24 protein-coding genes are annotated in these 26,266 nt (G+C 39.5%); 10 read left to right on the forward strand and 14 right to left on the reverse strand.

Annotated elements, in window-relative coordinates; genetic code table 11:
• Positions 1-49: 49 nt before the first annotated feature.
• Positions 50-1,633 carry a degradosome RNA helicase CshA gene (cshA, locus tag ACFSGI_RS14140; protein ID WP_204824742.1) on the reverse strand — a complete coding sequence of 528 codons (1,584 nt, stop codon included), beginning with the start codon at positions 1,631-1,633 and terminating at the stop codon, positions 50-52.
• A gap of 392 nt (positions 1,634-2,025) precedes the next feature.
• On the opposite strand from cshA, the gene ACFSGI_RS14145 reads away from it, so the two are divergent.
• The 4 genes from ACFSGI_RS14145 to ACFSGI_RS14160 all read left to right on the forward strand — a co-directional run bounded on the left by ACFSGI_RS14145 (position 2,026) and on the right by ACFSGI_RS14160 (position 6,274).
• Entirely contained in the window at positions 2,026-2,847 is an 822-nt protein-coding gene (locus ACFSGI_RS14145) for a YitT family protein (protein WP_204824743.1), read from the forward strand.
• Positions 2,848-3,099: 252 nt separating this feature from the next.
• Complete coding sequence (locus tag ACFSGI_RS14150) at positions 3,100-3,294, forward strand: hypothetical protein (protein WP_204824744.1); 195 nt, start codon at positions 3,100-3,102, stop codon at positions 3,292-3,294.
• A 256-nt stretch (positions 3,295-3,550) separates the two neighbouring features.
• Positions 3,551-4,723 carry a putative glycoside hydrolase gene (locus ACFSGI_RS14155; RefSeq protein ID WP_204824745.1) on the forward strand — a complete coding sequence of 391 codons (1,173 nt, stop codon included), beginning with the start codon at positions 3,551-3,553 and terminating at the stop codon, positions 4,721-4,723.
• Between the two features lie 183 nt (positions 4,724-4,906).
• Positions 4,907-6,274 (forward strand): MATE family efflux transporter, encoded by a 1,368-nt coding sequence (locus ACFSGI_RS14160; RefSeq protein WP_204824746.1) that lies wholly within the window; start codon positions 4,907-4,909, stop codon positions 6,272-6,274.
• 87 nt (positions 6,275-6,361) lie between these two features.
• Here ACFSGI_RS14160 and ACFSGI_RS14165 read toward each other — a convergent pair whose 3' ends face one another.
• The 4 genes from ACFSGI_RS14165 to ACFSGI_RS14180 all read right to left on the reverse strand — a co-directional run bounded on the left by ACFSGI_RS14165 (position 6,362) and on the right by ACFSGI_RS14180 (position 10,226).
• Positions 6,362-7,243 carry a DUF72 domain-containing protein gene (locus tag ACFSGI_RS14165; RefSeq protein ID WP_204824747.1) on the reverse strand — a complete coding sequence of 294 codons (882 nt, stop codon included), beginning with the start codon at positions 7,241-7,243 and terminating at the stop codon, positions 6,362-6,364.
• A 28-nt stretch (positions 7,244-7,271) separates the two neighbouring features.
• A complete protein-coding gene (locus ACFSGI_RS14170; protein ID WP_204824748.1) occupies positions 7,272-7,868 on the reverse strand; it encodes a TetR/AcrR family transcriptional regulator in 597 nt (198 codons plus the stop codon).
• A gap of 280 nt (positions 7,869-8,148) precedes the next feature.
• On the reverse strand, positions 8,149-9,120 hold the full coding sequence (pfkA, locus tag ACFSGI_RS14175; RefSeq protein ID WP_204824749.1) for a 6-phosphofructokinase: 972 nt from the start codon (positions 9,118-9,120) through the stop codon (positions 8,149-8,151).
• A 26-nt stretch (positions 9,121-9,146) separates the two neighbouring features.
• Complete coding sequence (locus tag ACFSGI_RS14180; protein WP_204824750.1) at positions 9,147-10,226, reverse strand: tetraprenyl-beta-curcumene synthase family protein; 1,080 nt, start codon at positions 10,224-10,226, stop codon at positions 9,147-9,149.
• Positions 10,227-10,622: 396 nt separating this feature from the next.
• Here ACFSGI_RS14180 and ACFSGI_RS14185 point away from each other — a divergent pair, with 396 nt between their 5' ends.
• Positions 10,623-11,936 (forward strand): multi antimicrobial extrusion protein MatE, encoded by a 1,314-nt coding sequence (locus ACFSGI_RS14185; RefSeq protein ID WP_204824751.1) that lies wholly within the window; start codon positions 10,623-10,625, stop codon positions 11,934-11,936.
• Positions 11,937-12,078: 142 nt separating this feature from the next.
• On the opposite strand, the gene ACFSGI_RS14190 is transcribed toward ACFSGI_RS14185, so the two are convergent.
• Positions 12,079-12,276 (reverse strand): cold shock domain-containing protein, encoded by a 198-nt coding sequence (locus ACFSGI_RS14190; protein ID WP_069327064.1) that lies wholly within the window; start codon positions 12,274-12,276, stop codon positions 12,079-12,081.
• 153 nt (positions 12,277-12,429) lie between these two features.
• Between ACFSGI_RS14190 and ACFSGI_RS14195 the strand changes: the two genes are divergently transcribed.
• The 5 genes from ACFSGI_RS14195 to ACFSGI_RS14215 all read left to right on the forward strand — a co-directional run bounded on the left by ACFSGI_RS14195 (position 12,430) and on the right by ACFSGI_RS14215 (position 16,546).
• On the forward strand, positions 12,430-12,660 hold the full coding sequence (locus tag ACFSGI_RS14195; protein ID WP_204824752.1) for a hypothetical protein: 231 nt from the start codon (positions 12,430-12,432) through the stop codon (positions 12,658-12,660).
• A 9-nt stretch (positions 12,661-12,669) separates the two neighbouring features.
• Positions 12,670-12,858 (forward strand): hypothetical protein, encoded by a 189-nt coding sequence (locus ACFSGI_RS14200; RefSeq protein WP_204824753.1) that lies wholly within the window; start codon positions 12,670-12,672, stop codon positions 12,856-12,858.
• Between the two features lie 108 nt (positions 12,859-12,966).
• Complete coding sequence (gene pepF, locus ACFSGI_RS14205; RefSeq protein WP_204824754.1) at positions 12,967-14,757, forward strand: oligoendopeptidase F; 1,791 nt, start codon at positions 12,967-12,969, stop codon at positions 14,755-14,757.
• Between the two features lie 152 nt (positions 14,758-14,909).
• Positions 14,910-15,260 (forward strand): LapA family protein, encoded by a 351-nt coding sequence (locus tag ACFSGI_RS14210; RefSeq protein WP_204824755.1) that lies wholly within the window; start codon positions 14,910-14,912, stop codon positions 15,258-15,260.
• Between the two features lie 245 nt (positions 15,261-15,505).
• Positions 15,506-16,546, forward strand: a complete 1,041-nt coding sequence (locus ACFSGI_RS14215) for a M42 family metallopeptidase (RefSeq protein WP_204824756.1) — start codon at positions 15,506-15,508, stop codon at positions 16,544-16,546.
• 181 nt (positions 16,547-16,727) lie between these two features.
• Here the strand turns inward: ACFSGI_RS14215 and ACFSGI_RS14220 are convergent, their stop codons facing one another.
• From ACFSGI_RS14220 to hemE, 8 genes are all read right to left on the reverse strand, one after another.
• A complete protein-coding gene (locus ACFSGI_RS14220; RefSeq protein WP_204824757.1) occupies positions 16,728-18,671 on the reverse strand; it encodes an ABC-F family ATP-binding cassette domain-containing protein in 1,944 nt (647 codons plus the stop codon).
• A complete protein-coding gene (locus tag ACFSGI_RS14225) occupies positions 18,668-19,291 on the reverse strand; it encodes a TetR/AcrR family transcriptional regulator (RefSeq protein ID WP_204824758.1) in 624 nt (207 codons plus the stop codon). The genes ACFSGI_RS14220 and ACFSGI_RS14225 overlap by 4 nt, the downstream gene beginning before the upstream one ends.
• 12 nt (positions 19,292-19,303) lie before the next feature.
• Positions 19,304-20,140, reverse strand: a complete 837-nt coding sequence (locus ACFSGI_RS14230; RefSeq protein ID WP_204824759.1) for a DUF92 domain-containing protein — start codon at positions 20,138-20,140, stop codon at positions 19,304-19,306.
• The gene (locus ACFSGI_RS14235) at positions 20,140-20,763 is read right to left on the reverse strand and encodes a fumarylacetoacetate hydrolase family protein (RefSeq protein WP_204824760.1); all 624 of its coding nucleotides are present in this window, start codon (positions 20,761-20,763) and stop codon (positions 20,140-20,142) included. The genes ACFSGI_RS14230 and ACFSGI_RS14235 overlap by 1 nt, the downstream gene beginning before the upstream one ends.
• A 47-nt stretch (positions 20,764-20,810) precedes the next feature.
• A complete protein-coding gene (locus ACFSGI_RS14240) occupies positions 20,811-22,310 on the reverse strand; it encodes a CapA family protein (protein WP_204824761.1) in 1,500 nt (499 codons plus the stop codon).
• 267 nt (positions 22,311-22,577) lie between these two features.
• The gene (gene hemY / locus ACFSGI_RS14245) at positions 22,578-24,011 is read right to left on the reverse strand and encodes a protoporphyrinogen oxidase (RefSeq protein ID WP_204824762.1); all 1,434 of its coding nucleotides are present in this window, start codon (positions 24,009-24,011) and stop codon (positions 22,578-22,580) included.
• Positions 24,011-24,958 carry a ferrochelatase gene (hemH, locus tag ACFSGI_RS14250; RefSeq protein ID WP_204824763.1) on the reverse strand — a complete coding sequence of 316 codons (948 nt, stop codon included), beginning with the start codon at positions 24,956-24,958 and terminating at the stop codon, positions 24,011-24,013. The genes hemY and hemH overlap by 1 nt, the downstream gene beginning before the upstream one ends.
• Positions 24,959-25,011: 53 nt before the next feature.
• Positions 25,012-26,070 carry a uroporphyrinogen decarboxylase gene (gene hemE, locus ACFSGI_RS14255; RefSeq protein ID WP_204824764.1) on the reverse strand — a complete coding sequence of 353 codons (1,059 nt, stop codon included), beginning with the start codon at positions 26,068-26,070 and terminating at the stop codon, positions 25,012-25,014.
• Between the last annotated feature and the right edge of the window lie 196 nt (positions 26,071-26,266).

Genomic DNA, 26,266 nt, shown 5'->3' on the forward strand with positions numbered 1-26,266 from the left:
AGCCAGGCGATTAGACCTGACTTTCTTATCTATACTGTATCTAATTTAATTATGCGTTGAAAGAATCGTCGCGTTTTGGAGCTGGACGACGGTTTTCGCTGCTAGTTGTACGTGGTTTGTTACGATCACGTCCAGCATCTTTGTTACCTTTGTATCCGCCACCGCTAGAGCTTCCACCGCTACTGTATCCACCGCGTCCGCCACTGCTGTTGTTGCCTTTGTATCCGCCTGTGCTACTTCCACCACGGTTATAGCTACCGCCTGGTTTACGTCCACCAGAGCGAACATCAGGTTTGCGGCGTTTTGCACGAATTGGATCTTCAGGAGTCAAATCTACCTGTGCATCTTTTTTCTCACCAGTTAACAATTTGATTGCTGCAGAAAGCAAGTTCACAGAATCATATTGTTCTAACAATTGGATAGCAATACCTTTGTATTCGTTCAAAGGAGTTGTATCGTCTTGTACTAGCTCAAGCAAGCGCTCAGCTGTAATACGTTGTTTACCTTCAATCGCTTCTGCCAAAGATGGAAGAGGTTTACGTGCGATTTTTTGGTTAGTTACACGCTCAATAAAGTGCAAATGATCTAATTCGCGTGGTGTTACGAAAGAGTAAGCTGCGCCTTCTTTACCAGCACGTCCTGTACGACCGATACGGTGAACATAACTTTCTGGATCTTGTGGCAAATCAAAGTTTACAACATGAGTTACGCCGGATACATCAAGTCCACGTGCTGCTACGTCTGTAGCAACTAGAACATCAATACTACCGTCGCGGAATTTACGCATTACGCTATCACGTTGGTTCTGAGACAAGTCACCATGCAAACCGTCAGCTGTATAGCCACGTTTTTGCAAAGCTTCTGCTAATTCATCAACACGACGTTTTGTACGTCCGAACACGATTGCTAGCTCAGGAGATTCCATATCTAACAAGCGAGACAATGCATCAAATTTTTGACGCTCGTTCACTTCGATATAAGATTGATCGATCAAAGGTGCGCTAACGTGTTTTGGAATTACAGAAACATGTTGAGGGTTTTTCAAGAATTGTTGCGCTAAACGCTTGATGTTAGCAGGCATAGTTGCTGAGAACAACATTGTTTGACGCTCTTCTGGAACTTGTTTCAAAATAGATTGGATATCTTCCATGAAACCCATATCAAGCATTTCATCTGCTTCATCCAATACTACAGTTTGTACATCGTCTAGTTTGATTGTTTTACGGTTGATGTGGTCAAGCAAACGACCAGGTGTACCGATAATAATTTGAGGTTTCTTTTTCAAAGCGCGAATCTGGCGAACGATATCTTGTCCACCGTAGATTGGCAATGAACGGATACCTTTAAAGCGGGATAATTTCTCGATTTCTTCTGCTACTTGAATCGCCAACTCACGAGTTGGTGCCATAATCAATGCTACAATTTTATCTTCCGAACGTTCGATCTTGTTAATGAGGGGTATGCCGAATGCTGCTGTTTTACCTGTACCTGTTTGAGCTTGTCCGATCATGTCACTGCCGCTCATAGCAATAGGAATAGCTTGTGCTTGGATAGGTGTTGATTCTTCAAAACCTAGCTCCATTACCGCTTGTAGTACTTTTTCATCTAACCCGAAATCTGCAAATTTAGTCAAAATATTCGTGCTCCTTCTATATTGTGGACAATCCACCAACTTGTTTGTATTCTTAAGTAGCAAATGAGTAGTATATACCTGCATCGCAGGAGGCCTTGTGGACCGCCACTTATTCTTTTTTTGTTATGAACTATTGAATAATTCAGTAGTTAGTATAAACTATACCTTTGTTCAATAGTTTCTATGATGAAATAAATCAGTATTGCGTTTATAGAATAGTCAACATAATTCAGCAAAACATCCCTACTCAAGAATATCTAAATCATTATATCACAAAATACACAATGATTACTAGCTGAATCATAATATAATTACTTTTGTGAAAGATACTTCTTATAAATTAACAGGTATACTTTCCATAACTTACTAACTTACAACCCGAGGTGATTTTTGTGTCAAAAAAAATCGGTGCCCTATTCGTTGTTTTTCTGGGCTCCTTATTCACAGCTGCTGCGTTTAACCTGTTCCTGATTCCCCATCAATTATTAAGTGGTGGTGTATCAGGACTTGCTATGTTAACCGGTTATTTTACACCGTTTAATATTAGTCTGCTTTACTTTGTATACAATATACCTCTATTAATCGCGGGTTGGTTTTTGCTAGGCAAACGCTATATTTTGCTTAGTATCGTCTCTGTTGCAGCAACAACATGGATGATGACTATTATTCCTGTTGAAGCCGCAGCGCCGGATTTATTGCTATCTGCTGTATTCGGCGGTGTATTAATCGGAATAGGTGTGGGTATTTCTTTCCGTGTAGGCGGTTCTTCCGGTGGATTCGATATTTTGGGATCGATTATTACTCGTTATCGGGATTTCCCAGTTGGTAATGTTATTGTTGGATTAAATGGTCTTGTTGTGCTTGCTATGGGTTACTGGTCTAATAACTGGAATATCGCACTTGCTTCTATGGTATCGATCTATATCGCAGGTAAAGTGCTTGACCTTATTCATGTCAGCCATGTCAAAGTAACCCTATTTATCGTATCCAATCATACTGATTTGTTGCTTGAAAAATTAATGCCTCTTCAACGCGGCGTGACAATGATCAAAGCAGAAGGCGCATTTTCTCATACGCCCAAAGATATGTTGATGACAGTAACCACACGCTATGAATTAGCAGAACTGCGTAGAATTATCAAAGAAACCGACCCTGCTGCTTTTGTCAATATGGTTGAAACGGTTGGTGTTATGGGATCTTTCCGCAAAGGCTAATAGTTATTGATCAGATAGGTATTAAAGTTTTATTAGAAAAATGTAAACTATTTTGGTTTTGCTATACACTGAAAGTCGCTTTTTGTCGTAATATATAGTAGACTAAAAACATGCCACCTCTACCTTTTATTATTTGCAGTTTGTGTTCAGTCCCTAACCTTTGTTACACAGCCATGCTTTTCCTAAAGTTCTCATTTAGAATGATTTCGTTCATTAAGCGTAATGATTCCAGAATAGGAAAGGGTGATTATTGTGGAAATGGAAACGGTCAAATTGTCACAAATCGTCATGAAATGGTTTCCTGATATGATGCCTTCCCTAAAACAGCAAGAATTGAACGCTGTTATCGTTTTACGTGATGGGTTGCGTATTTTGGAACCAGAGGATGCAATGGAAATTATTCACCACAGTATTTGCGAAAATCAAAGTCAGCAATTCATGCAATAAAATTGATTGATAACGATATTAAAAATGTCACTGTTACATCTTTTATAGATGATTGCAGTGGCATTTTTATGTTGTATACTTATGATGTCAATATACTTGTTTCGCTATGCTTTTACTTGTTTAAATAGTGAAGATGGGTATTTTTAGGCACTAACGGTAACAATTATGTTGCTTTACAGTTCATGGACATCCGTTATACTTAAAAAGTAAATCCATTCTAACGTCATGATTATACATACAGAGAAGGAGCTAACACATGGAAATTTTATGGGCAATTATGCTGCTCGCATCGACAACGCTTAGTGGTGGTCAAGATGGACAAGCTACAGCAAAGACAACCACTCTCAAATCTGCTTTGAATCAGGCCGCTATTCACAGTCAATTAAGTAACACAGAGGTAGATGCAGATAATCCTCCTGCCAAAATTGATCCACAAGTTGATGCACCTAAAGTCAAAGGCGTGTATGTTACTGCTTATAGTGCTGGTGGTTCACGTATGACTACCCTGCTTGATCTTTTGGATAAAACAGCGCTAAATGCTATGGTTATTGATCTAAAAGATGATGCTGGATACATAACGTATCAAACGAAAAATGCCAAGTTAAAAGAAATGGGAAGCCCGCAAAAATTTATCGCTGATCCAGACGCTATGATGAAACGTTTGAAAAAACATGATGTCTATCCGATTGCTCGTATCGTAGTATTCAAAGATTCTATTCTTGCCAAAAAACATCCTGAACTTTCTTTTGTTAAAAGCAACGGACAAGTATGGAGTAATGGTAAAGGTGATAACTTCGTAAATCCATATAACAAAGATGTATGGGATTACAATATTGAATTGGCTAAAGAAGCAGCAGCAATGGGCTTCAAAGAAATTCAATTTGATTACGTTCGTTTCCCTGAAGGATTTGAAAATCATGAAGCTGAGCTGAAATTTACCAAAACCAAACAATCTCGTGTTGATGTAATTGCTGAATTTGTACAGTATGCTCGTAAAGAACTTGCTCCACTGGGTGTACGTGTATCTGTAGATATTTTCGGTTATGCGGCTTCTGTCCCTGCTGCTGAAGGTATTGGACAAGATTTTGCCAAAATTTCAGAAAACGTAGATGTTATTAGTCCAATGGTATATCCAAGTCACTATTCTACCGGTTGGTTCGGTGTGAAAGATCCTGATAGAAACCCTTATGCAACGATTAAAGGTTCTATGGAAGACACATTGAAAAAATTGAAACCACTGGGTGATCAAACGCCTATTATTCGTCCATGGATTCAAGACTTTACAGCAAGCTGGTTAGGTAGCGGTCATTATACACAATACGGTGCTAAAGAAGTCAATGATCAGATTCGTGCTATGCATGAAAAAGGAATTGACGAGTATCTATTATGGAACGCTGGTAACCGTTATACAGCTAATGCTGATTATTAATCATTAGTCTGCGCTTTGTATTTGTGAGTATATGTACGAATAACTAAGAACTCGGATCATGATCCGAGTTCTTTTTTGTGCCTATTCAAAATAAATGATATCCTGTACAATCATTTCTTGATGGACTGATTTGGAAATTACATAAAATATATACGATTTTAGTATCGTGAATGAGGTTAGATTATGATCCCTACTGTTACATTGTTACAAAAGTTTAGTCAGTTTTTGAAAATATTATTCCCTATTTTGATTACACAGATTGCTTTATCTCTGATGACTTTTTTTGATACGAATATGTCCGGTCATGCTAGCGCAGAAGATTTGGCTGGCGTAGCGATAGGCTCTAGTCTATGGGTTCCGATTCAAGCTGGACTTAGCGGTATTCTTGTAGCAGTTACACCGATTGTGTCGCAGTTCATTGGTTCCAATCAACGGAAAAAAGTTAGTTTTAATGTTGTTCAAGCCTTGTTATTATCGGTTGTTGTATCGATTATTATTCTTATTGTTGGTGGATTGTTATTAAATCCGATTCTGGATCTGATGAGTCTGGAACCTTATGTACGCGAAGTGGCTCATGGCTTTATTGTATGTTTATCGATAGGGATTATTCCTTTATTTGCTTACACTGTTCTACGAAGTTATATCGATGCTCTAGGTCAAACGCGATTTTCAATGATGATTACGTTATGCGCTTTACCGATCAATGTAGCTATTAATTATTTATTGATCTTCGGTAAATTTGGATTTCCTAAATTGGGTGGCGTTGGTGCTGGTGTGGCATCGGCGATTACGTACTGGTGTGTGTTTTTGATCGCAGTGTTAGTGATACGTGTAGCAGAACCTTTTCGTCAAGATCAGATCTTTAGTACATGGTATTCTCCTTCTTTGCGCAAATGGAGCGAAATTTTGAAATTGGGGATTCCGATGGGATTTGCCATCTTTTTTGAAGTCGCTATTTTTGCTGGAGTTACTTTATTTATGAGCAACTACGATACGATGACGATTGCAGCTCATCAGGCGGCTCAGAACTTTGCTGCAACCCTTTATATGATACCGTTAAGTATTTGTACAGCGTTAACTATTCTCGTCGGTTACGAGGTCGGTGCTAAGCGTCTGAAAGATGCAAGGCAGTATACGAAGCTTGGTCTTGGATTAGCTCTTGCTTTGTCATTGTGTACAGCAGTGATTTTGCTTGCTTTTCGTCAATCGGTCTCAGCACTTTATTCCGCTGATCCTGTATTGATTGATCTGATTGCTCATTTTATGATCTATGCTGCTTTTTATCAAATATCAGATGCTATTGCTACACCTGTACAAGGAGCATTACGAGGATATAAAGATGTGAATCCTGCTTTCTTTTTAACATTTATCTCATATTGGATTATAGGATTGCCTGTGGGTTACATTATTGCTAATTATACCGATTATGCTGCTTTTGGATACTGGATTGGTCTTAGTATAGGACTCGCTGTAGGTGCTATCACTCTACTATCTCGTTTGTTATGGGTACAACGGCAAGCGATACGTGTAACCATTTCTGAATCCAAATAGTACCGAGTAACTATTTACCTCCAAACTACCCCTCATTTATAAAAAAACAAAAGCGACATTCTCCTCTATCAGGAAAATGCCGCTTTTCTATTCTTGTCCACTCCAGTCGAAAAGATCAATCTGTTCCATTTCCACTTTCTTTTCTTCTGGAATCGGGGGTATGTCTTGTCCTAACATTGCCATCAATTGTCTGGCGTTATCTGCTGCATCTCCGCCAGAATTATTATTAAAAATCACACACACTTCATCACATTGCTGTTCTAATCGCTGTAAACGTTCTGCCCATTCTTGTAATTCTGTCTCATTGTAGCGATACAGATAACGGACTTCGCGCCAATTCGGTTGACCCGATGAATTCCAGCCTGATTCATTACGACCATGCATACGCACGACTGTTAATTGACGATCTGTCACTTCTTCTACAATAGGTACAGAACCGATTCCTGCTTGTGGTTCATCACAGATACTATGAATCCAGTTCTCTTTGCGCATGAATTGGATTGTTTTTTCTCGCATTTCAGGCGTGTACCAACTTTGATGACGAAATTCAAGTGCACATGGATAGTCCCTCATCAGTTCACGAATATGTCGAAGTGTTCTAACATTTTCTCGATTACAATCGAACCAGGGTGGAAATTGAAATAAAGCAGCCATCAATTTGCCAGCTTGATCCATAGTACTAATCGATAAGCGGAATGCTTCAAACATTTCAGCTTCACTATCAAACGGGATTTTGCCACGCGAATGCCCTGTCATACCCTGAAAAGCTTTGACAAGAAAACGAAAAGAATCAGGTGTTTCCTCGGTCCATTTTTCCATATTCCGCCGGGACTGGATCGCATAAAATGAACTATCTACCTCTACGGTGCGGAATAGAGAGCTATAAGTGGGTAATTTGTTCTTATTTGCTTCTTTGGTCAGATAGAGAGAATCATGATCTCCCCAACCGGTTAAACCGACAGTAATCATATGAAAATGAACCTCCTAGCTCTATCCGTTACACTTTACTTTGTTTCATCCCAATACCGGATACATATAAATTCACAATATCTAATGCTAATTGTTCTGGTGCAACTTTACCAGGAAGAAGTTGTGTAAATACAATACGTTCGATCGTGCCTACCAGACATTCTGAGACCATATTCATCCGAAATTCAGATTTGAATTGTCCAGAACGTTGTTCACCCGATAACATCTGCTCAACCCATTGAACCAGTTCTTGTTTCATATTTTGTGATTGTGGTGCTAAATGAAATCCTATCCGAGTTAAATAAGGGTTAGCGTAAAAATAATCAAACATCAATGTCAACGTATGACATAATTGATTCAATACCCCATCGGTTGAATGAATTTCAGGAAGACGGCTTTCGTTAATAACCGTCGTTAAGCGAACATGGAAAAGCTTCACTAACTCCTCAAAAACAGCATCTTTACTTTCAAAATACAAATAAAATGCGGGTTGTGAAAGCTTGGCTTCTGCAACAATAGAACTCACTTTCGTTTCGTGAAAACCATGAATAGCAAATTGTTTAGCAGCAGCGTGTAGCAAACGTAAACGGCTCTCCCTTCCTTTTGCTCCTTTTTCTCTCGCCAATGTATGGTAGCCCCCTTCTAGTTGGTCTCTCCAGTTCCTACGGAGTGAGGATATAAATGACTTACTCCCTTATAGTACAATAATTTAACCGTTACTTCTAATCTTTAATTCAAAATTTTTACCATTTCTTATCATATTTTTTACAAAAGTGATATCTAAAAACAATTTATAGTAAAATAAAAAGCGCACAAATATTAGCAATCCGAAGATTACGTAAGATTTAGCACGCTTTTTAAAGATATATACTGAAATATCTACTTTTTGTTAACCATAACACTAATTATTGAGATAAACGAAGTGCAAGTTCATATGTTTCGTGATCAAACTCTTTTTTGCTGTTTACTACTTTATCGATATCAGTCAATACGATTTCGCCTCTGATTACACCGCAAGCTTTGTCGGATTCACCTTCGATTAATTTACGGACTGCAAAATCACCTAGACGACTTGCTAGATTACGGTCACGAGGAGTTGGTGTCCCGCCGCGTTGGATATGTCCAAGTACTGTTACACGAGGCTCTAGGTTCGGATAATGAATATGCAATTGTTCTGCAATATCTTCTCCACGACCTGCTCCTTCAGCTACGATTACGATACTATGACGTTTACCACAAGCAAAGTTGTGATGCATACGATCAGCTACTTCTTTTAAATCGTAAGATACTTCAGGAACAAGGATTGTCTCTGCACCAGAAGCTAGACCGGAATGAAGAGCGATATCGCCACAATGACGACCCATTACTTCTACGATTGATACACGTTCATGAGAAGACATCGTATCACGTAATTTGTTCACAGCATCTACTACAATACCTACTGCTGTATCAAAACCAATCGTTGTATCTGTATACGAAATATCGTTATCGATTGTTCCTGGCAATGCCATTGTTTTGATACCTAATTTACTCAATTTGTTCGCACCTTGATAAGATCCGTCTCCGCCGATAACGACCAATCCGTCGATACCGTGTTTGCGCAGAATATCAGCGCCTTTTTGTTGACCTTCAAGTGTCATGAATTCTTTACAACGTGCAGATTGAAGTACAGTTCCCCCGCGCTGAATAATATCGCCTACACTACGTAGATCCATAGGGAAAATATCTTCGTTTAGTAATCCCTGGTATCCACGTTGAACTCCGCATACTTCAAGACCGAAATAAAGTGCGCTACGTACAACTGCACGAACCGCAGCGTTCATTCCTTGGGAGTCTCCTCCACTTGTTAGTACTGCAATTTTTTTGACTGCTGACATTTCAAATTGCCCCCTTGTTAATATGTTTACAAATACTTGCGGATCACCTGGCTATTCAAGATAAAAAAGGCACGCATAGGAGGACCTTTTCGCAATAGCCGTTTAGAGATAGCACGCACTTCTTGTTGTGTTTTGACCTTGGGGTCTGTTAAGTATAGTGCGACTAAACCTTCAACAATCATAAGATGGAATGAAGCACCCGGCAGTTGTTGTACATCTGCACGCGCCCAATCAACGATCTTCTCAATACGATCAATGACCTTAATAGATGGGTCATAATAATCGCAAAAATTAAGATCGCCAGAATGCTGATCTTCTTCCTGATCAATTACATAATCCAGCATAATATGAAGGCAACATACATTTGGAAAATAAGCAGCATGTGCTTGCTTAGCAGCCGCATCATTCATGCCCGGAAGACCACTCGCTGCTAAAAACATCATAAATATACCTAAAGTTGAACCTGTTGCAGCAGCAAATTCATGCCAGTATAAATGAGGTGTACGATGCTTATGCTCAGACCACCACTCCATCAATGTTGCTTGACGCAATTCAGGAGCGATATGTTTGTATGTTTGTAAACCGCAATATAATTCAACCAGATCACGCAAATAAGGATATACAATATCGTAATCTGGAAGTTCACTAATATATCCCTGGCAAGCTTTTACCAGTGTAGACATATAACCAACTTCACTTTCACTATTAAATACATAATAGTCTCTTGGTTCTACGCCCGGCACAATCGCATCCAACAAAGCTTGATGCAATAGACGAAAATCTTCAACATTTGTACATTGAGGACGATCAGATAAGTTATCTGCATAATCACAAATCGTCTGGAAGGCTACAATTAAAGGTAACAAGTTATGAAATTGAGCCATATTCGCTACGGCATATACTGATCCACCATCACAGTGGAATTGCTTATTGCTTAGGCTATCGAGCGCTTGGTATCGCAATTCTGCATCAGGTATTAAGTTTGCCTGTTCACGCCAGCGAGCAAACTCTTTACGGACTTCCGGTATTCCGTGTTTGTATACGCGTCTCATCAAAGAAACAGCATTACGCGGAAACGGATAACGGACTTTCATCATATCATTCAATGGGCTTCCTCCACATAGTTGTCTGTTGAACCTATCAGTATTATCATACATTATATTCAGAGTGCTCACAACGTACAATTGAATTTATCACACCGCGCCCTATATGGGTTTTGATCATTTTGCTATTCATTTTAAGGTCATATATTTCTTATTTTCAGTATGGTCTTTGAATAGAATACAAAAAGGATATTCAATGTTGGAAATCGGATCAAAAACACTACTTTTTGTTTTGTTTTTCCACATAGAGTGTCCCAACGTTTATCCTCCGCCAAACATGTATAAAAATAGATATAATTTTAAAGAAATGTAACTTTTTGTTCGATAAATCATACTCTCTTTGAAAGCGTTATGATATACTAACGATAATTTTTATAGACCAAAGGGAGAAGATTACATATGTCTACACAAGAACCGCTCTCATGGAGGCGGTTGTTTTCATTTTTTGTACCACTTGGAATTTCAGCTTCACTGGTCACTATTTCACATGTCATTATCAATCGTACACTTGCTTTTGCTGTTGATGCTGAAGTGGTTATTGCTAGTTACGCTTTAGCAATGAGTCTGGTGACTATTACAGAGCGACCGTCTACTTTGTTACGCCAGACTTGTTCTGCTCTGGTTCGAGATCGACTTTCATTTAAAGCACTACTTAAAGTGACTTGGATTTTTTTAGCTTTTGTTTTGGCAATCGGAATCTTGATTGTCTACACGCCTATAGGAAAATGGATATTTAGTACATTGTTCGGTATCAAAGATACTATGGTTCCGCTGGTTATTGATGTGTATGCTATTTTGATGTTTGTCAGTATCTTTTCAGTGATTCGAAATATTTATCAAGGTATTATTATTACGAACAATCGCACCAAATGGTTAACGATTGGAATGGTGTTTCGTTTGGCAGGAATGTATTCATTATCGCTTTATTTTATTTATTATCATCACATTACAAGCGGTACAGTCGGGGCTATTCTATTTTTGACAGGTATGATTATAGAAGCGATCGTCAGTTATAGCGAAGGACGGAATATCGCTAAAACCATGCCTCACAAACGTCCTGATCATCCGGTAGAAACGCGTGCAGATGTTTTTAAATTTTATAAACCACTGCTTTTTTCTTCTTTTGTTGCGATGTTAATTGGCCCTGCTATTAACGTAGTACTTGGTAAAACAGATGGGATTGCTTTGGCTATTTCTTCATTTGCCATCGCAAGTAGCCTATTACAGTTGATGCTTAGCTTTTTTACTTATATTCATCAGATTGTACTAAATTTCTATCATATCGATCCCAAAAAAGTGCGTCGGTTTGGATTGGTGACCGGATTCATTCCTGTGACCTTGTTAGCTCTGATTGCTTATACACCAATGAGTTATTGGGTACTCGGGCATATTATGAATGTAAATGGAGAATTATTAACTCAAAGCCTGTATACACTTCGTGCTTTTGTATTATATGCACTTGTTATGCCCTGGTTAGATTATTCCAATGGATTGATTCTGTTACGTGGACAAACCAAAGCGATGTTTCGCTCTCAAATGGCGAATGCTATATGTACCTTTATTGTTCTAATCGTATTATTGTTTATATTCCCTGCATGGAATGGCGTGATTGGGGCTTTGGCACAATCGTTAGGGCTTGCTGCTGAATTGGCTATTATTACACTGGTTATCAGACGTACAGGTCGACGTTCCGGGCTTCAAGTTAATAACTGATCATATATCTATCTCACGTTTATAACTAAAAAAAGCGCAAGTCTCTTGAAATGAATCAAGAGAACTTGCGCTTTTACTAACATAGAGATGAACATTACAATGAATGTTCAATATATAAGTGATCCGTTACCGGATATCGGTCTTATAATTTAATTACGTTAGCTGCTTGAGGACCACGGTTACCTTCAGTGATGTCGAATTCTACCGCTTGACCTTCATCTAACGATTTGAAACCATCGCTTTGAATAGCTGAGAAATGTACGAATACGTCTTCTCCACCTTCAACTTCAATAAATCCGAAACCTTTTTCTGCATTAAACCATTTAACTGTACCTTTCATTCAAAAAACCTCCTAGAATATCGCCATATATGACGCATGAACCTAGTATAACGTACCTGTTGTGAAATAGCAAATAAAACAACGGTTATGATTTGCAATTAATGAAGGCAAAGGGTATGATTTTAGCAAACGAACAGGGAGTAGAATACTATTATGATAAAAAAACACCAGATTTATAAAAAAGACAATTGGAACATGATGACTGTTGAAGTTCAAGGACGCAAAATCGTGCTGAGAGAAATCTCTGACGAATGGGGCGAAGAAACACATGATTTCTTGAGTCGTCCAGCTTTGATGCAATGGGCAAGTGATCGTTTTCCTAAAGAACGCTTTGAGACAGAAGCGGAATGGGAAGAAATTATGAATGCTTTCCGGGAGGTATAACCCTTTCCCATGAATTATACAGCGATTATCATATTTATTATTCTTGCTTTTTTGCAAGGGTTTGTACTGATTGCTTATAAGGAAACCATTCCAGCGCCTTTGAAGCGCTGGCTTGCTATTTTTGCGATTGTCATGTTATTGGTTGCGTTCTTCTTAATGATCTACGGATTTTTAGTTGCCGTTAACCCTAACACCTAATATAGCTTGATGTAGATCAATGTACTCTGGCGCTGAATGGAATATACCCCAATCAGTGCTATTCATTTCAAATATCTATTAATTATGGCTCAAGAGGAGGATTTATTTATGCAGCAAGTACTCAAACGGTCTGAAGTGTCACAGGAAAATTGCTGGAATTTATCCGATCTGTTCGCAGATCAACAAGCTTGGGATCAAGCCTATGACAAAGTAAAACAAGAATTGCCTGAAGCGAGTCAATTACAAGGTAAACTGCATACAGCCGAAGCGGTCAAAGCAGCATTTGAGCTAGAAGATCGTATCGGTCTACAGGTAGAACAATTATATGCGTATGCTCATATGCATCAGGATGAAGATACAACGAATCCTACATATCAGGCATTGTCGCAAAAAGTTAAAAAATTAGGCGTAGAACTGGGACAAGCTCTTTCTTTTATCACACCTGAAATCTTAGGTCTGTCTGATGAAAAGTTAGATGAATTGCTAGAGTCTCCTCTTCTAACTCCTTATCGCTTTACATTGCAAGAAATGAAACGGGAAAAAGCGCATGTGTTATCTCAAGCTGAAGAAGCTTTGTTAGCACAAGTAGGCAACCTGTCTCAAGCACCACAAACGATTTTCGGAATGTTGAATAATGCAGATATGAAATTCCCTAATATTATCGATGAACATGGTAATGAAGTGGAACTTACTCATGGACGTTATATTCAATTTTTGGAAAATCCGAATCGTGAACTACGTGAGCGTGTATTCAAAGCGATTTACAGTGCTTATGCTCGTCAAAAAAATACGATTGGTGCTACATTAACTGCCAATATCAATAAAAATATTTTCTACGCGAACGTACGTAAATATCCATCGGTTCTGGAAAAAGCACTTTATGGAGATAATATTCCTAAAGAAGTGTATACGAACTTGATTGATACGATTCATGAGGGACTTCCTCTACTGCATCGTTATATCGCGTTACGCAAAAAATTACTTGGTGTTGATGAACTGCATATGTATGATCTATTTGCTCCACTTGTAGATGAATTCAAAATGGATATCACCTATGAAGAAGCAAAAGCGACTGTAGCAGAAGGTCTCAAGCCACTCGGTGAAGATTATCAACAAGCACTTCAAGCCGGTTATAACGAAGGCTGGATCGATGTGTATGAAAATGAAGGCAAACGTACAGGTGCTTATAGCTGGGGTGCTTATGGTGTCCATCCTTACGTTCTGCTGAATCACAAAGATAATCTGAATAGTATGTTTACACTGGCTCACGAAATGGGTCATGCGCTGCATAGTTATTATTCAGACAATGCTCTTCCTTATCGTGATGCACAATATACTATTTTCCTTGCAGAAGTCGCTTCGACAACAAATGAAGCACTATTGATGGATTATCTTTTGAAAAAATCGACAGATCCGAAAGAAAAAATGTATCTGTTAACGTATTATGCAGATCAATTCCGTACCACAGTATTCCGTCAGACGATGTTTGCCGAATTTGAAATGATTACACATGCTCGCGCAGAAGCTGGTGAATCTTTAACTCCACAAGAACTATCCAAAATCTACTATGATTTGAATGTGAAATATCATGGTGAAGGTATGCATGTGGATCAGGATATCGAAATGGAATGGGCACGTATCCCGCATTTCTATAACAGCTTCTATGTGTACAAATATGCGACAGGATTCTCGGCTGCAACTAGCTTCTCCAAACAAATTTTGGAAGAAGGACAATCTGCGGTAGATCGTTATACAGGTTTCCTAAAAAGCGGTGGTAGCGATTATTCTATCAATATTCTTGCCAAAGCAGGTGTTGATATGTCTACTCCAGCTCCGATTCGTGAAGCGATGAGTGTATTTGAAGCTCTTATTACCGAAATGGAACAGTTAGCAAAATAAGTATTGAACATCGGTGAATCACAACCAGACCTTGCATTTCCTCCAAAATTCGCCTAATACTTGTAAAGACATGTTTACAATAGGACTGATTGCGTTTTATAGATTAGATAAGGATAGATTTGACCTTATGCTAATTCGAGGGGGTTATTATTTTGAAAATGCAATGGATGCTTATTTTAGGTTTGATATTTGCACTGATTACCGCGGTGTTTGCCGTAATCAATGTAAATCCAGTACAGGTAAATCTTTATTTCAATGTAGTACAAGTACCTTTAATTCTTTTGATTATTGGATGCGCTTTGCTAGGTGGTCTAATTGTAGGATTTTATGGTATCTATCGTCAGTACCGTTTACAGCGTGAGATCAAACAGTTGAAAGCAGAGTTAGCTCAAGCTCCAACTGCTGGAACTCCATTAACTACATCATCTGTAGATAATGATCCGCTTAAACCGATGTATGCTGATAATGATACGACTGCAACTTCTTTTTCTAACCGTAAGTAATTATTATTGAGAAACTACGTATAATTACTTGCCGATCAAGATGAAAAACCACTTCTCTTTTGTTGTCTGATTTGAGGCAATAGATAAGTGGTTTTTTGTTGGTCATTATTGGAAAAAGTAGCTTGAGATCGTTAGTTGTAACGATGGATTATAGATTGATCCACATTCATCTGTAGTATTATGATTTTATGTATAGATACTAAATATTGTTAAAATGGGTTGCACTATAAAGGGGACATTTTATTATGACGATCACGATTAATCAAGATTATACAATCTCTTTGCTTACCGAATTATTATCTACGGCTAGCCCTACCGGATTCACTCACGATATTATCAAGCGTATTGCAGAAGAAGCTGGCAAATTCGGTGTCTCTATAGAATACAATCAAAAAGGCGGTCTTATTTTGACATTAGACGGTCAGGATGATTCCAAAACAATCGCTTTAAGTGCACATGTGGACACGCTGGGTGCGATGGTACGTGCGATTAAGCCACAAGGAACGATTCGCTTTACCATTCTAGGTGGATTCAGTATGAACAGTATTGAAAATGAATACTGCACGATTCATACACGCAGTGGTAAAACATATACAGGTACTATTTTGTCTATTCAACCTTCTGTGCATGTATACGATGAAGCTCGCGGGCTCAAACGTGAAGAAGAAAATATGGAAGTTCGGATTGATGAATTGGTAGCTTCCCAAGAAGATGTACAACAACTTGGTATACAAGTAGGAGATTATATTTCATTTGATGCACGTCCTGTTGTTACACCAAGTGGATATATCAAATCCCGTCATTTGGATGATAAAGCAAGTGTTGCTGCTTTACTAGGACTGCTAGAATCACAGTTCACTCAGAAATGGACGCCACAGTATCGTACCCAATTTCTTATTTCCAATTATGAAGAAGTGGGCCATGGTACAGCTTATATTCCTGAAGGTATTCATGAAATGATCGCTGTCGATATGGGTTGTATTGGAGACGATCTAAGCTGTAAAGAAACAGATGTCTCTATTTGTGCAAAAGATTCTTCCGGCCCTTATGATTATGAAATGACAGGCAAATTAATTGAACTGGCTCAAGCAGGCAATATTGCTTATGCTGTTGATGTATATCCTCACTATGGATCAGATGCTTCTGCTTCTCTACGTGCCGGTCATAATATTCGCGCAGCATTAATTGGCCCGGGCGTACATGCTTCTCATTCTATGGAGCGTACTCATACGGATGCTGTTATCAATACAGCCAAGTTGCTAGGTGCTTATATTACTGCCAAATAAACGATCCCGTATTAGTAACTAGAAAATCTCTATAGTCATAGTCGATAACTATAGTAAACAACAAAAAACCCTTCTTTCTTATCATATCTGACGAGAAAGAAGGGTTTTTTATTTAAAATGATGTTAATAGTGTATAACCTAATCCCCATTTTACACCGTATCATTTTTGGAAAATTCAATCCTATTGGTTCTGACTTTGTTCTATCTTTTCAGCCAGTTCTGTGAGATACGTCCAACGCTCCATAAGATGCTCTAGATGCTTTTCAGTTGCTGTCTGCTCAGCCATCAGTTCTTGTAGTCTGACAGAGTCACTGAACGCTTTCTCCATATCACTCGCAAGATCGACTAGCTTCTGCTCTGTTGCTGCAATATCATCATCAATTTTTTCATATTCTAATTGTTCTTTGTATGAGAATTTTACTTTATTACGCCAAGCATTTTTGTCCGGCGCAGGTGTTTTTTCTTTAACAGGTTCTACAGCTTTGGGTGCTACGACTGGCGCACTAGCTGCTTTAGCACTTTTGGCAAGATCAGCGATTCGCTCTTCATAATCACTGTAATTCCCTGCATGAATACTAACCTGACCTTCACCTTCAAAAGCAAAAATACGATCACAAGTACGATCTAAGAAGTAGCGATCATGCGAAACTGAGAATACAACGCCAGGGAACTCATCAAGATACTGTTCCAGAACGGTCAATGTTGTAATATCCAGATCATTGGTAGGCTCATCCAGCAATAATACGTTAGGTGCACCCATCAATACACGTAGCAAATACAATCTGCGCTTTTCGCCACCCGATAATTTGGAGATTGGCGTCCATTGTGCCGCTGGTGTAAATAAGAAGCGCTCTAACATTTGGGAAGCTGAAATCTTGCTACCATCTGCTGTTTCTACTACTTCTGCTACGTCTTTGATATATTCGATCACACGCATCGATTCATCCATTTCCTGATGCTCCTGTGTGAAATAGCCAAATTTAACCGTCTGACCTGTCACTACATTACCTTCACTAGGAACCAGACGACCGGATACTAGATTGAGTAATGTCGATTTACCACGTCCATTAGGCCCTACAATTCCGATACGATCTCCTGGAACTGCATGATAGGTCACATCATGAATAAGTTCTTTACCGCCCAGTGTCAATGATACATGATCCAGTTCTACAATTTGCTTGCCCAGACGAGAAGAGATCGCTGACATATCCATCGCTTCATCACGACGACCCGGCCCGTCATTTTTCAATTGTTCAAAACGGTTAATACGCGCTTGTTGCTTGGTTGTACGTGCTTTGGCTCCACGTCTGATCCATGCTAACTCACGACGCAATAGATTTTGACGTTTGTCTTCGGACGCTGCTTCTCGTTCTTCCCGCTCTGCTTTGAGCTCAAGAAAACGTGAATAGTTCGCTTCATACCGGTATAGACTACCATGATCCAGTTCGATCATGACATTTGCGACACGATCCAAAAAGTAGCGATCATGGGTAATCATTAGTAAAGCGCCACGACGCTTTTGCAAAAATTGCTCTAACCATGTGATCGAATCATGATCAATATGGTTGGTAGGCTCATCTAAAATTAACAGATCAGATGGCTGGATCAGCGCAGACGCAAGCGCTACCCGTTTACGTTGACCACCGGATAGTGTACCCATCAAAGCATCATAATGATAGATGCCTAATTTGGACAAAATATTTTTGGCTTCACTTTCGAGTGACCATGCGTCCAGACGTTCTAATTCTTGATTCAGATGAATCAATTGCTCTAATACAGCTTCATCTTCAGGATGAGTCTCTAATTGTTCCAATACATTCATATAGGCGCCGACAATTTGAAGTTCTTCTCCGCCACCGTCAAATACTTGACGCAATACGGTTGCTTCTGGATCATACGGCGGATTCTGTGCTAGATAACGAATACGCAATCCATTATTTAACGTAACACGTCCACTTTCTGTACTTTCCATACCTGCAATCACTTTAAGAAATGTCGATTTCCCTGTTCCATTGACTCCGACGATTCCGATCTTATCTTGATCTTCCATCCCAAATGAAGCATTTTCAAATAATACTTTTTCACCGTAACTTTTGGAGATTGACTCCACTGTCATAATATTCATTGTGACTCACCTTCTTGGGAATTATCCCGGTCTATTTGATCCTGATGATCTACCGAATGATTACATCCTTCTAAAAACAAACGTGCTACAAAATCTGTTCGTTCATGAAGTTGTTCTATCGGAAATTCAGGGTTGAATAAAATATCCATACGTATCCGATCCAGCATCCCAATATAGGACTCTGCACACCATACAGGCTGAGATACCCCACCTTCTGTGAGTACTTTCTCTACAGCTTGCATATAGCGCAACATAAACTGCTTCATATACGCCATAAGTTCAGGATCGTTATTAGGCGTACGGAAAAATAACTTAGTACGATGTTTGCGTTCAAAATAATACATCGAATGATGCTTAGCAATCACAAGTAATCGTTCTGCCATCGTACTACAATTTTGCAAATTAGTATCTAAACCGTCAAGAAAATGTTCGCAATCTCGACGAGTAACAGCCATAAATAGTTCTTCTTTGCTTTTAAAATATAAATATACAGTGCCTTTTGCTATTCCAGCCTGGTGTGCGATATCTGAAATTTTGGTCTCATAAAATCCATTGGAACCAAAAAGATCGTAAGCAGCATCCAAAATCAATTCTAACTTTTCACCTGTGGTGCTGCTCATTAGCCCACTCTCCTATACCCATAAAAATATCAATGCCACCACTCCACCGATAATAGAGCTAAGCCCATTCACAATATCATTACTCATCCATCTCCAGCCACGTAAGTAGGATGTTGGACGATTACAGTGTACTCTAGTTTCTACGACTTTACCGCAGACCTCACATTGATACATGACTTGTACTGTTGCTCCTAAAAATGAATCGGCAAAACAACCGGCTAATCCGCCAACCAATCCAACCAGTGGCAATAGACCAATAGTAAGTATACCATCTTTGGCGCCTACGCTGCTTGATTCGATAGATACACCTGACCATAGCGAAAATGCCCATGCTGCTAGACCGATCATCAATGCCCCGATAGCCGCTGCGACCGTACCACGAACCGATACGCCACCTGAAGCTCCTGCTTCTAATATACGACCGTTCAATACAGAGCGCGGAGGCTTGCGGCTAAGGCTTCCCCATTCGGTTGCCCATGTATCTGCTGTAACAGTTGCCATCACGCCTACAAAAGCATATATCCATGCTGGATGAGGAATCCAAGCATGACCGAGACAAAGAATCATACCAAGTCCACCGTTCGCAAATACTTGACCTGCATCACGACGTGACGTTTTGGCATAATCTTGTTCTAATTTACGTTTGCGTTCGCCTTTCATTTTGGACAGCAGGCTACCGCTGATAAAAAACAAAATAAGCAAGCCAAACCAGAGTAGATTGCCTGCTCCATAATAAATGGTACCCATAATACCTGCCGCATATGCACCTGAACCGGATAGCCATTGCTTTTTATAAGCAAGCACAGCAATCAATCCAGCACACACTGCACCAATCAACCAATCTAACATTATTCAGCAATCCGGCACTTGCCTACAGAAGCGCCTGCATAGATTAATTCAAAAGTATCGCCAGTTGCTACAGGGCCTACACCTTCAGGCGTACCTGTAAAAATAATATCACCGGCTGTAAGTCCATAATTGTCTCCGATATGAGCAATAATCGTTTCGAGTGAAAAGATCATATTACGTGTGTATCCTAGTTGAACTTGTTGATCATTTTTGAGCAAAGCAAAAGGTTGTTCAGACCATGTAGTCTCATCTGGAAAAGGAACAAAAGCAGTCAATGGTGCAGAGTTTTTAAATCCTTTAGCGGCTGTCCATGGATGTCCTTTTTTCTTGATTACACTTTGTACATCACGCAATGTAAAATCGATTCCAAGTGCCAATCCATCGACCATTTGTTCTACCGAAAGATCGGGTGCATAATCGCGTCCAATTCGGATCACTAACTCGGCTTCATAATGAATCTCACCTTTGTCTTTGGGTAATACCAATTCAGCATGTTCTAGAGGTACTGCTGCATGAGAAGGCTTCATAAAAATCATCGGTTCTGTCGGTACTTCATTTCCTAATTCTTCAGCATGAAGACGATAATTACGACCTACACAATATACGTTTTGAATAGCAGCCATTGTACATTCTCCTCTGTGATAAATAGTATTATGATGAATAAATAAGATTAATTAGCGATAGCATTTCCTTTGGTATCAAATGAAATATTACTGGATAGTGTTTGTAATCGTTGCAGTAATGTCTGTGCTTTGTCTGACGCCATAGGTACAGGTTGACCTAGCTCTGCTGTATACGGAATCACCTGCATACTGCAATCACCGTTGACTGTACATTTGGCTTGAAATACACCGGTATCCCATGTTTTCTCAACCAGTGAACGGGTAAAAATAAAATTGCCTGTACTGTAAGCAATCCATTTTCCTTTATACTTCTCTAGCCCTTGCAACACATGAGGATGACCACCAATAACAAGATCAGCTCCGGCATCGACAAAAGTATGCGCTAGATCACTTTGATGATCTGCAAGCGTATCTGAACGTTCTACTCCCCAGTGAGCGACGACAACGACAAGATCGGCTTTACTTTTGGCTTCACGAATCGCTGCCTGTGCAGCCGTTGCATCATAAGCTGTAGCTACACCGACTTGATTTTTGCCAGCATTCCAACTGGTTTCTGGAATCACCCGACTAAATCCTAACAGAGCAATTTTGATGCCTTTACGATCAAAATAAACCGGTTGATACGCACGAGTGCTGTCTTTGCCAGCTCCTACATAAGCAATTCCGCTTTGATCTAATTGAGTAATCGTATCGGTTAATCCTGTAATGCCTTGATCTAAAATATGATTATTTGCCAAATTTACTGCATCAATCCCCGCTTGCGCCATATGCGGAAGGGCTTCAGGTGATGATTTAAAAGCATATGTTTTGTCAGCAGCTATTGTATTTGAATCGGTCACAGGCGTTTCTAGATTCACCACGGTCAGATCATCTGAACTAAATAGACCTTTTACATATTGATATGGATAATCATATCCTGCTTTCGCTAACTTTTCACCGACTTTTCCTGAAAACATTACGTCTCCGCCAAAATGAAGTGTCACCGTCTGACCGGATGGTGTAGTGTTGGTAGCAGGTTGAAGTGCTTGATGAGATGAATCGGCAGACGGTTCAGAAGATGATTTCTTATCTGTAGATGAATCTGGTGTTGGCTGTTCTGGTACTTCATCTGCTGATATAGAGTCACCTGATGATGAATCTGTTGACTCCGAGTCAGTTCCTGCTGTATTTTGCTCCGAATCAGAAGATGGTGTTTCTGTATCATCGGTGGATGTCTGATCTAAATGTTCTACATCTCCTTCTGTTGCAGAAAGCGATGGATTACTCGCATTTTCATGATCTAATGGATCAGAAGAATCATTCTGTTCGGTAACAGGATCTGTACCATCTTGATAAGGGATAGTTGCCGGATCTAGTGTATGGTCTATCTGATTACTAGAGGCTTGCTGTACTTCCTGTGGCTTGATATGAAGCCAGTAATAACCGCCAAGCGCAACAATAGACAGAACCAGCACAGTGTTAAACATGATCCAGTTACGGATACGTTTTTGACGCTGTTTTTTTGCTTGCTGACGCTGACGAGATTGTTGAGACCTTGTTGTGTACATAACGAACTCCTTTAAAGCATAAAATAGTTTACTATATTACATGTCTTTTTGATGAATCCAATCATCCAGACTGTTTGTAGCGTTTTTACACTTTGTCTATTATAACAGGTTCTAGTTGTTCGGCAAAAGCTGACCTGTCTGTACAAAAAACCTTCTGTCGTGTTTGATCTTTATTACACATCTATCCAAGTGTATACGAGATACAACTTGTCGATATGTTCCAAAGACTTTGCACAACAGAAGGTTGCTTATATAGCTATTAGATTATTACGAATGACTATTAGAGAATGAAGTCACACGTTCTGCTTCTTTGATTGCCATTTCCTTAGCTGTACGAATACAGTCAGGCAATCCTACACCATCATACCCTGCTCCAAGTGCTAATACACCTGGATATTGTGCCGCTAATTGAGCACGTAGCATCGCAATATTATCCATATGCCCTACTGGATATTGAGGCATAGAATGATGAAGTCGTGTAATTTCGGTAAACAATGGCTGTGCATCTATACCCATCAAATCGCGCATATCCTTCAACACTTTTGCTGTAATCTGTTCATCGGTCTCATCAACGACCTGTTCGTCACCAGAACGTCCTACATAAAAACGCATCAGTACACGATCATCTGGACTGGTATGAAGCCATTTGGTTGACGTCCATGTACACGCTGTAATCGTACGCCCTTCTTTACGTGGTACAAGGAAGCCTGAACCATCATATTCAGTCTGAATATCTTTGCGATCAAATGCCATAACGACATTCGCTACAGATACATAATTGATCATCTCTAACGCTTTGGTATCTACCAAAGACTTTAATAATTTGGAAGCAGCAAATGTCTGTACTGTAACGATTACATGATCAGCAACCACTTGTTGTCCATCATTTAACAATACAATATACGTACCATCGGCTTGAGGCTGTATCGATTGTACACCTGTATTCAGGCGTAAATCTGCTGTGGATAGTGATTCACCAAGACGGTTGATCAAACTTTGCAATCCATGACGAAACGTTAGAAATGCGCTTTTCTTTGTACCTGTATGGGTTTCTACTGGTTTGCTACCTGTATTCATTCCTTTGATCAGACTGCCATATTCACGTTCCACTACACCAAATTGCGGGAAAGTCGCTTGTAGACTTAATTTGCGTGTATCTCCAGCATAGATGCCTGCAAGCAGTGGCTCAGTTACATTTTCCAATACTTCTTTGCCCAGACGACGTTCGATAAAGTCACCTAACGATTCATCTTTGCCATCCATTTTGGCAGGTAAAAGAAAATCATCCAATGCACGAATTTTGCCATCCATAGATAAAAGATCACTTTCCATAAATGATCTCAATTCTGTAGGGATACCAAGCACCAGACCAGAAGGCATCGGATGTAATTGACCATCATGCAAAATATAGGTTTTTTTCGCATCAGGATTGGTGGTTACTAATTCATCTTCCATCCCAAGTTCTGTTGCTAAATCTACCATTGCTGTTTTGCGAGCAAGAAAAGAATCCGGCCCGCGTTCGATAACAAAACCATCACGTTGTAATGTGTTCACTTTTCCACCAATATGATCATCTTGATCTACAATCGTGATCTGTGCAGTAATCTCTGCTTCTTGCAAAAATTTACGCATGTAGTACGCGGCACTGAGTCCTGTTATCCCTGCGCCAATAACAACTACGCGGCGAGTAGATTGACTCATTACGCATGCACCTCGTTATATTTACGAATAACTTCGTCTGCTAACACTTCCATATACAATGGATCGGTATTTAAAGAATCAATACGCATAAGACGCATATCTATTTCACTTGCTAATTCTTGTGCTTCAATATCCAGATCATACAAAACTTCTAGATGATCTGATACGAATCCAATCGGTGCTACCAATACATATTTGACTTGCTCTTTCGCTAATTCTTGCATCGTATCCAATACATCAGGCCCTAACCAAGGCTCAGCAGTACGTCCAGCACTTTGCCATGTGAACTGCCATGAAGGTACATTGGCGCGTTCTGCTATCGCTTTGGAAGTCTCCATCAACTGATCACGATAAGGATCGCCCATCGTCAAAATACGTTCAGGTAAACTGTGCGCACTAAACAAGACACGAACTTGCTCACGAGTAGCTCCTGTTTCTTCAAACAACTCTAATTTCGCATTTACACGATTCGATAATGTTTCGATTAATTTAGGATGCAAATGATAACTTTCGATAAAGGAGATTGGCAAGTTGTGCTTTTCTGCTGTTTCTTTAGCACGTTTGATATAACTAGCTACGCTCATTGTAGAATAGTGAGGAGCCAGCACGATACCTACTGCTTCTGTAATCCCTTCGGCTACCATTTGTTCCACACCATCTTCAATAAATGGAAAAGCATGTTTTAAGCCCTGGTAACATACAAATTCCAATTCGCTATCTTTTGTATGTTCATTGAGCATATTTTGCATACCGAGAACTTGGTTATCTGTATTTTCACGTAGCGGAAATACTCCGCCAACGATTGCTTCATAACGATCTTTTAGTTCTTTTAATTGTTCAGGGGCAGGTGGATTCCCTCGACGGATATGTGTGTAATATGCTTCTACATCATCCAAGCTTGCTGGAGTACCATAAGACATAACCAAAACACCAATTTTTTTACTCATGATTTATTCTCTCCTTCACATCGTATCGTTATTCTAGATTACCTATACATCCATTACTTCGAAGTAATACGTTGACGAAGCACTTTGGCTGAATACTCATGGACATAATCTGTTAATTCTTTTAACTTATCAATCGAAGCTTCTGGAAATAGACCATGACCCAAGTTGAAAATATACCCTGGATCTTGCAAGCCTTCATCTATAATCAATTTGGCTTGTTCATGGATAAGTGAAGAAGGGCCAGTCAACAAATAAGGGTCAAGATTACCTTGTACCGCATATTTATAATCTAACCGTTTGCGTGCTTCAGTAAGAGATACACGCCAATCTACACCGATCACATCTACAGGCAATTGACGAAGTTCCGGCAACAATTCTCCTGAACTGACGCCCGGGAAATAAATTTTTGGTACATCTAAATCTTGAAGTTGCTCAAAAATATATTGAATCGTTGGCAATACATACGTTTTGAAATCTCGTGGTGACAATGCTCCTACCCAGCTATCAAACAACTGGAATGCTTTGCCGCCATATTGTACATGTGCACGCAAATAGGTCGCTACCATATCTCCTAGCTTACGCATCAAGGCATGCCATAATTCCGGCTCACTGTACATCATCGTTTTGGTACGAATATAGTTTTTGGAAGGTCTACCTTCGATCAAATAACTAGCAATCGTAAATGGCGCACCTGCAAATGTAATCAAAGGAACTTCTAATTCTTTATCCAAAATCTGAATCGTTTCTAAAATATGAGACAAATCTTGCTCTACTTGAATCGGACGTAAGCGCTCGATATCAGCAGCACTACGAATCGGATTCGCAATTACCGGTCCAATATTTTTGACAATATCAAAATCGATACCGATCGATGCGACAGGGTTCATAATATCTGAATATAAAATGGCTGCATCTACACCTAGCTTGCGTACAGGCATCATTGTCACTTCTGCGGCAAGTTCTGGCTGTAAGCAGATTTCAAGCAAACTGTAATTTTCTTTAATTTTGCGATAATCGGGATCATAACGTCCTGCTTGCCTCATATACCAGACAGGCAAACGATCTACGTCTTGTTTTCGACATGCGCGTATAAAGGAATCATTATATGTCATCTTTTTTCCTCCGCTGCTTAATAAAAATCATTTTACGGTAGCGCTTGGCATGATAAGCGCTATATCTTCTGCTTCAATCAACAATGATTTTTACGTAGCAAAATATCTTTCCTGTCTATAACCTCACCTATTAATTATGCCCTTTTTTAAGTGGTGGAACAACTCCCCAACCATGAACATCCCATGACAATCCGAT

Origin of the sequence: Paenibacillus nicotianae, from assembly GCF_042681745.1 — a bacterium.
In the GTDB taxonomy this organism is placed as follows: domain Bacteria; phylum Bacillota; class Bacilli; order Paenibacillales; family Paenibacillaceae; genus Saccharibacillus; species Saccharibacillus nicotianae.

Bases quoted from the DNA above. Each gene is read 5' to 3' on its own strand.
- ACFSGI_RS14240 (WP_204824761.1), bottom strand. From the start codon at position 22,310: ATGTACACAACAAGGTCTCAACAATCTCGTCAGCGTCAGCAAGCAAAA.
- ACFSGI_RS14215 (WP_204824756.1), top strand. From the start codon at position 15,506: ATGACGATCACGATTAATCAAGATTATACAATCTCTTTGCTTACCGAA.
- ACFSGI_RS14165 (WP_204824747.1), bottom strand. From the start codon at position 7,243: ATGATTACTGTCGGTTTAACCGGTTGGGGAGATCATGATTCTCTCTAT.
- ACFSGI_RS14230 (WP_204824759.1), bottom strand. From the start codon at position 20,140: ATGTTAGATTGGTTGATTGGTGCAGTGTGTGCTGGATTGATTGCTGTG.
- ACFSGI_RS14235 (WP_204824760.1), bottom strand. From the start codon at position 20,763: ATGGCTGCTATTCAAAACGTATATTGTGTAGGTCGTAATTATCGTCTT.
- ACFSGI_RS14190 (WP_069327064.1), bottom strand. From the start codon at position 12,276: ATGAAAGGTACAGTTAAATGGTTTAATGCAGAAAAAGGTTTCGGATTT.
- ACFSGI_RS14160 (WP_204824746.1), top strand. From the start codon at position 4,907: ATGATCCCTACTGTTACATTGTTACAAAAGTTTAGTCAGTTTTTGAAA.
- pfkA (WP_204824749.1), bottom strand. From the start codon at position 9,120: ATGTCAGCAGTCAAAAAAATTGCAGTACTAACAAGTGGAGGAGACTCC.
- hemY (WP_204824762.1), bottom strand. From the start codon at position 24,011: ATGAGTCAATCTACTCGCCGCGTAGTTGTTATTGGCGCAGGGATAACA.
- ACFSGI_RS14225 (WP_204824758.1), bottom strand. From the start codon at position 19,291: ATGAGCAGCACCACAGGTGAAAAGTTAGAATTGATTTTGGATGCTGCT.
- ACFSGI_RS14195 (WP_204824752.1), top strand. From the start codon at position 12,430: ATGATAAAAAAACACCAGATTTATAAAAAAGACAATTGGAACATGATG.
- ACFSGI_RS14185 (WP_204824751.1), top strand. From the start codon at position 10,623: ATGTCTACACAAGAACCGCTCTCATGGAGGCGGTTGTTTTCATTTTTT.
- ACFSGI_RS14220 (WP_204824757.1), bottom strand. From the start codon at position 18,671: ATGAATATTATGACAGTGGAGTCAATCTCCAAAAGTTACGGTGAAAAA.
- ACFSGI_RS14200 (WP_204824753.1), top strand. From the start codon at position 12,670: ATGAATTATACAGCGATTATCATATTTATTATTCTTGCTTTTTTGCAA.
- pepF (WP_204824754.1), top strand. From the start codon at position 12,967: ATGCAGCAAGTACTCAAACGGTCTGAAGTGTCACAGGAAAATTGCTGG.
- hemE (WP_204824764.1), bottom strand. From the start codon at position 26,070: ATGACATATAATGATTCCTTTATACGCGCATGTCGAAAACAAGACGTA.
- hemH (WP_204824763.1), bottom strand. From the start codon at position 24,958: ATGAGTAAAAAAATTGGTGTTTTGGTTATGTCTTATGGTACTCCAGCA.
- ACFSGI_RS14155 (WP_204824745.1), top strand. From the start codon at position 3,551: ATGGAAATTTTATGGGCAATTATGCTGCTCGCATCGACAACGCTTAGT.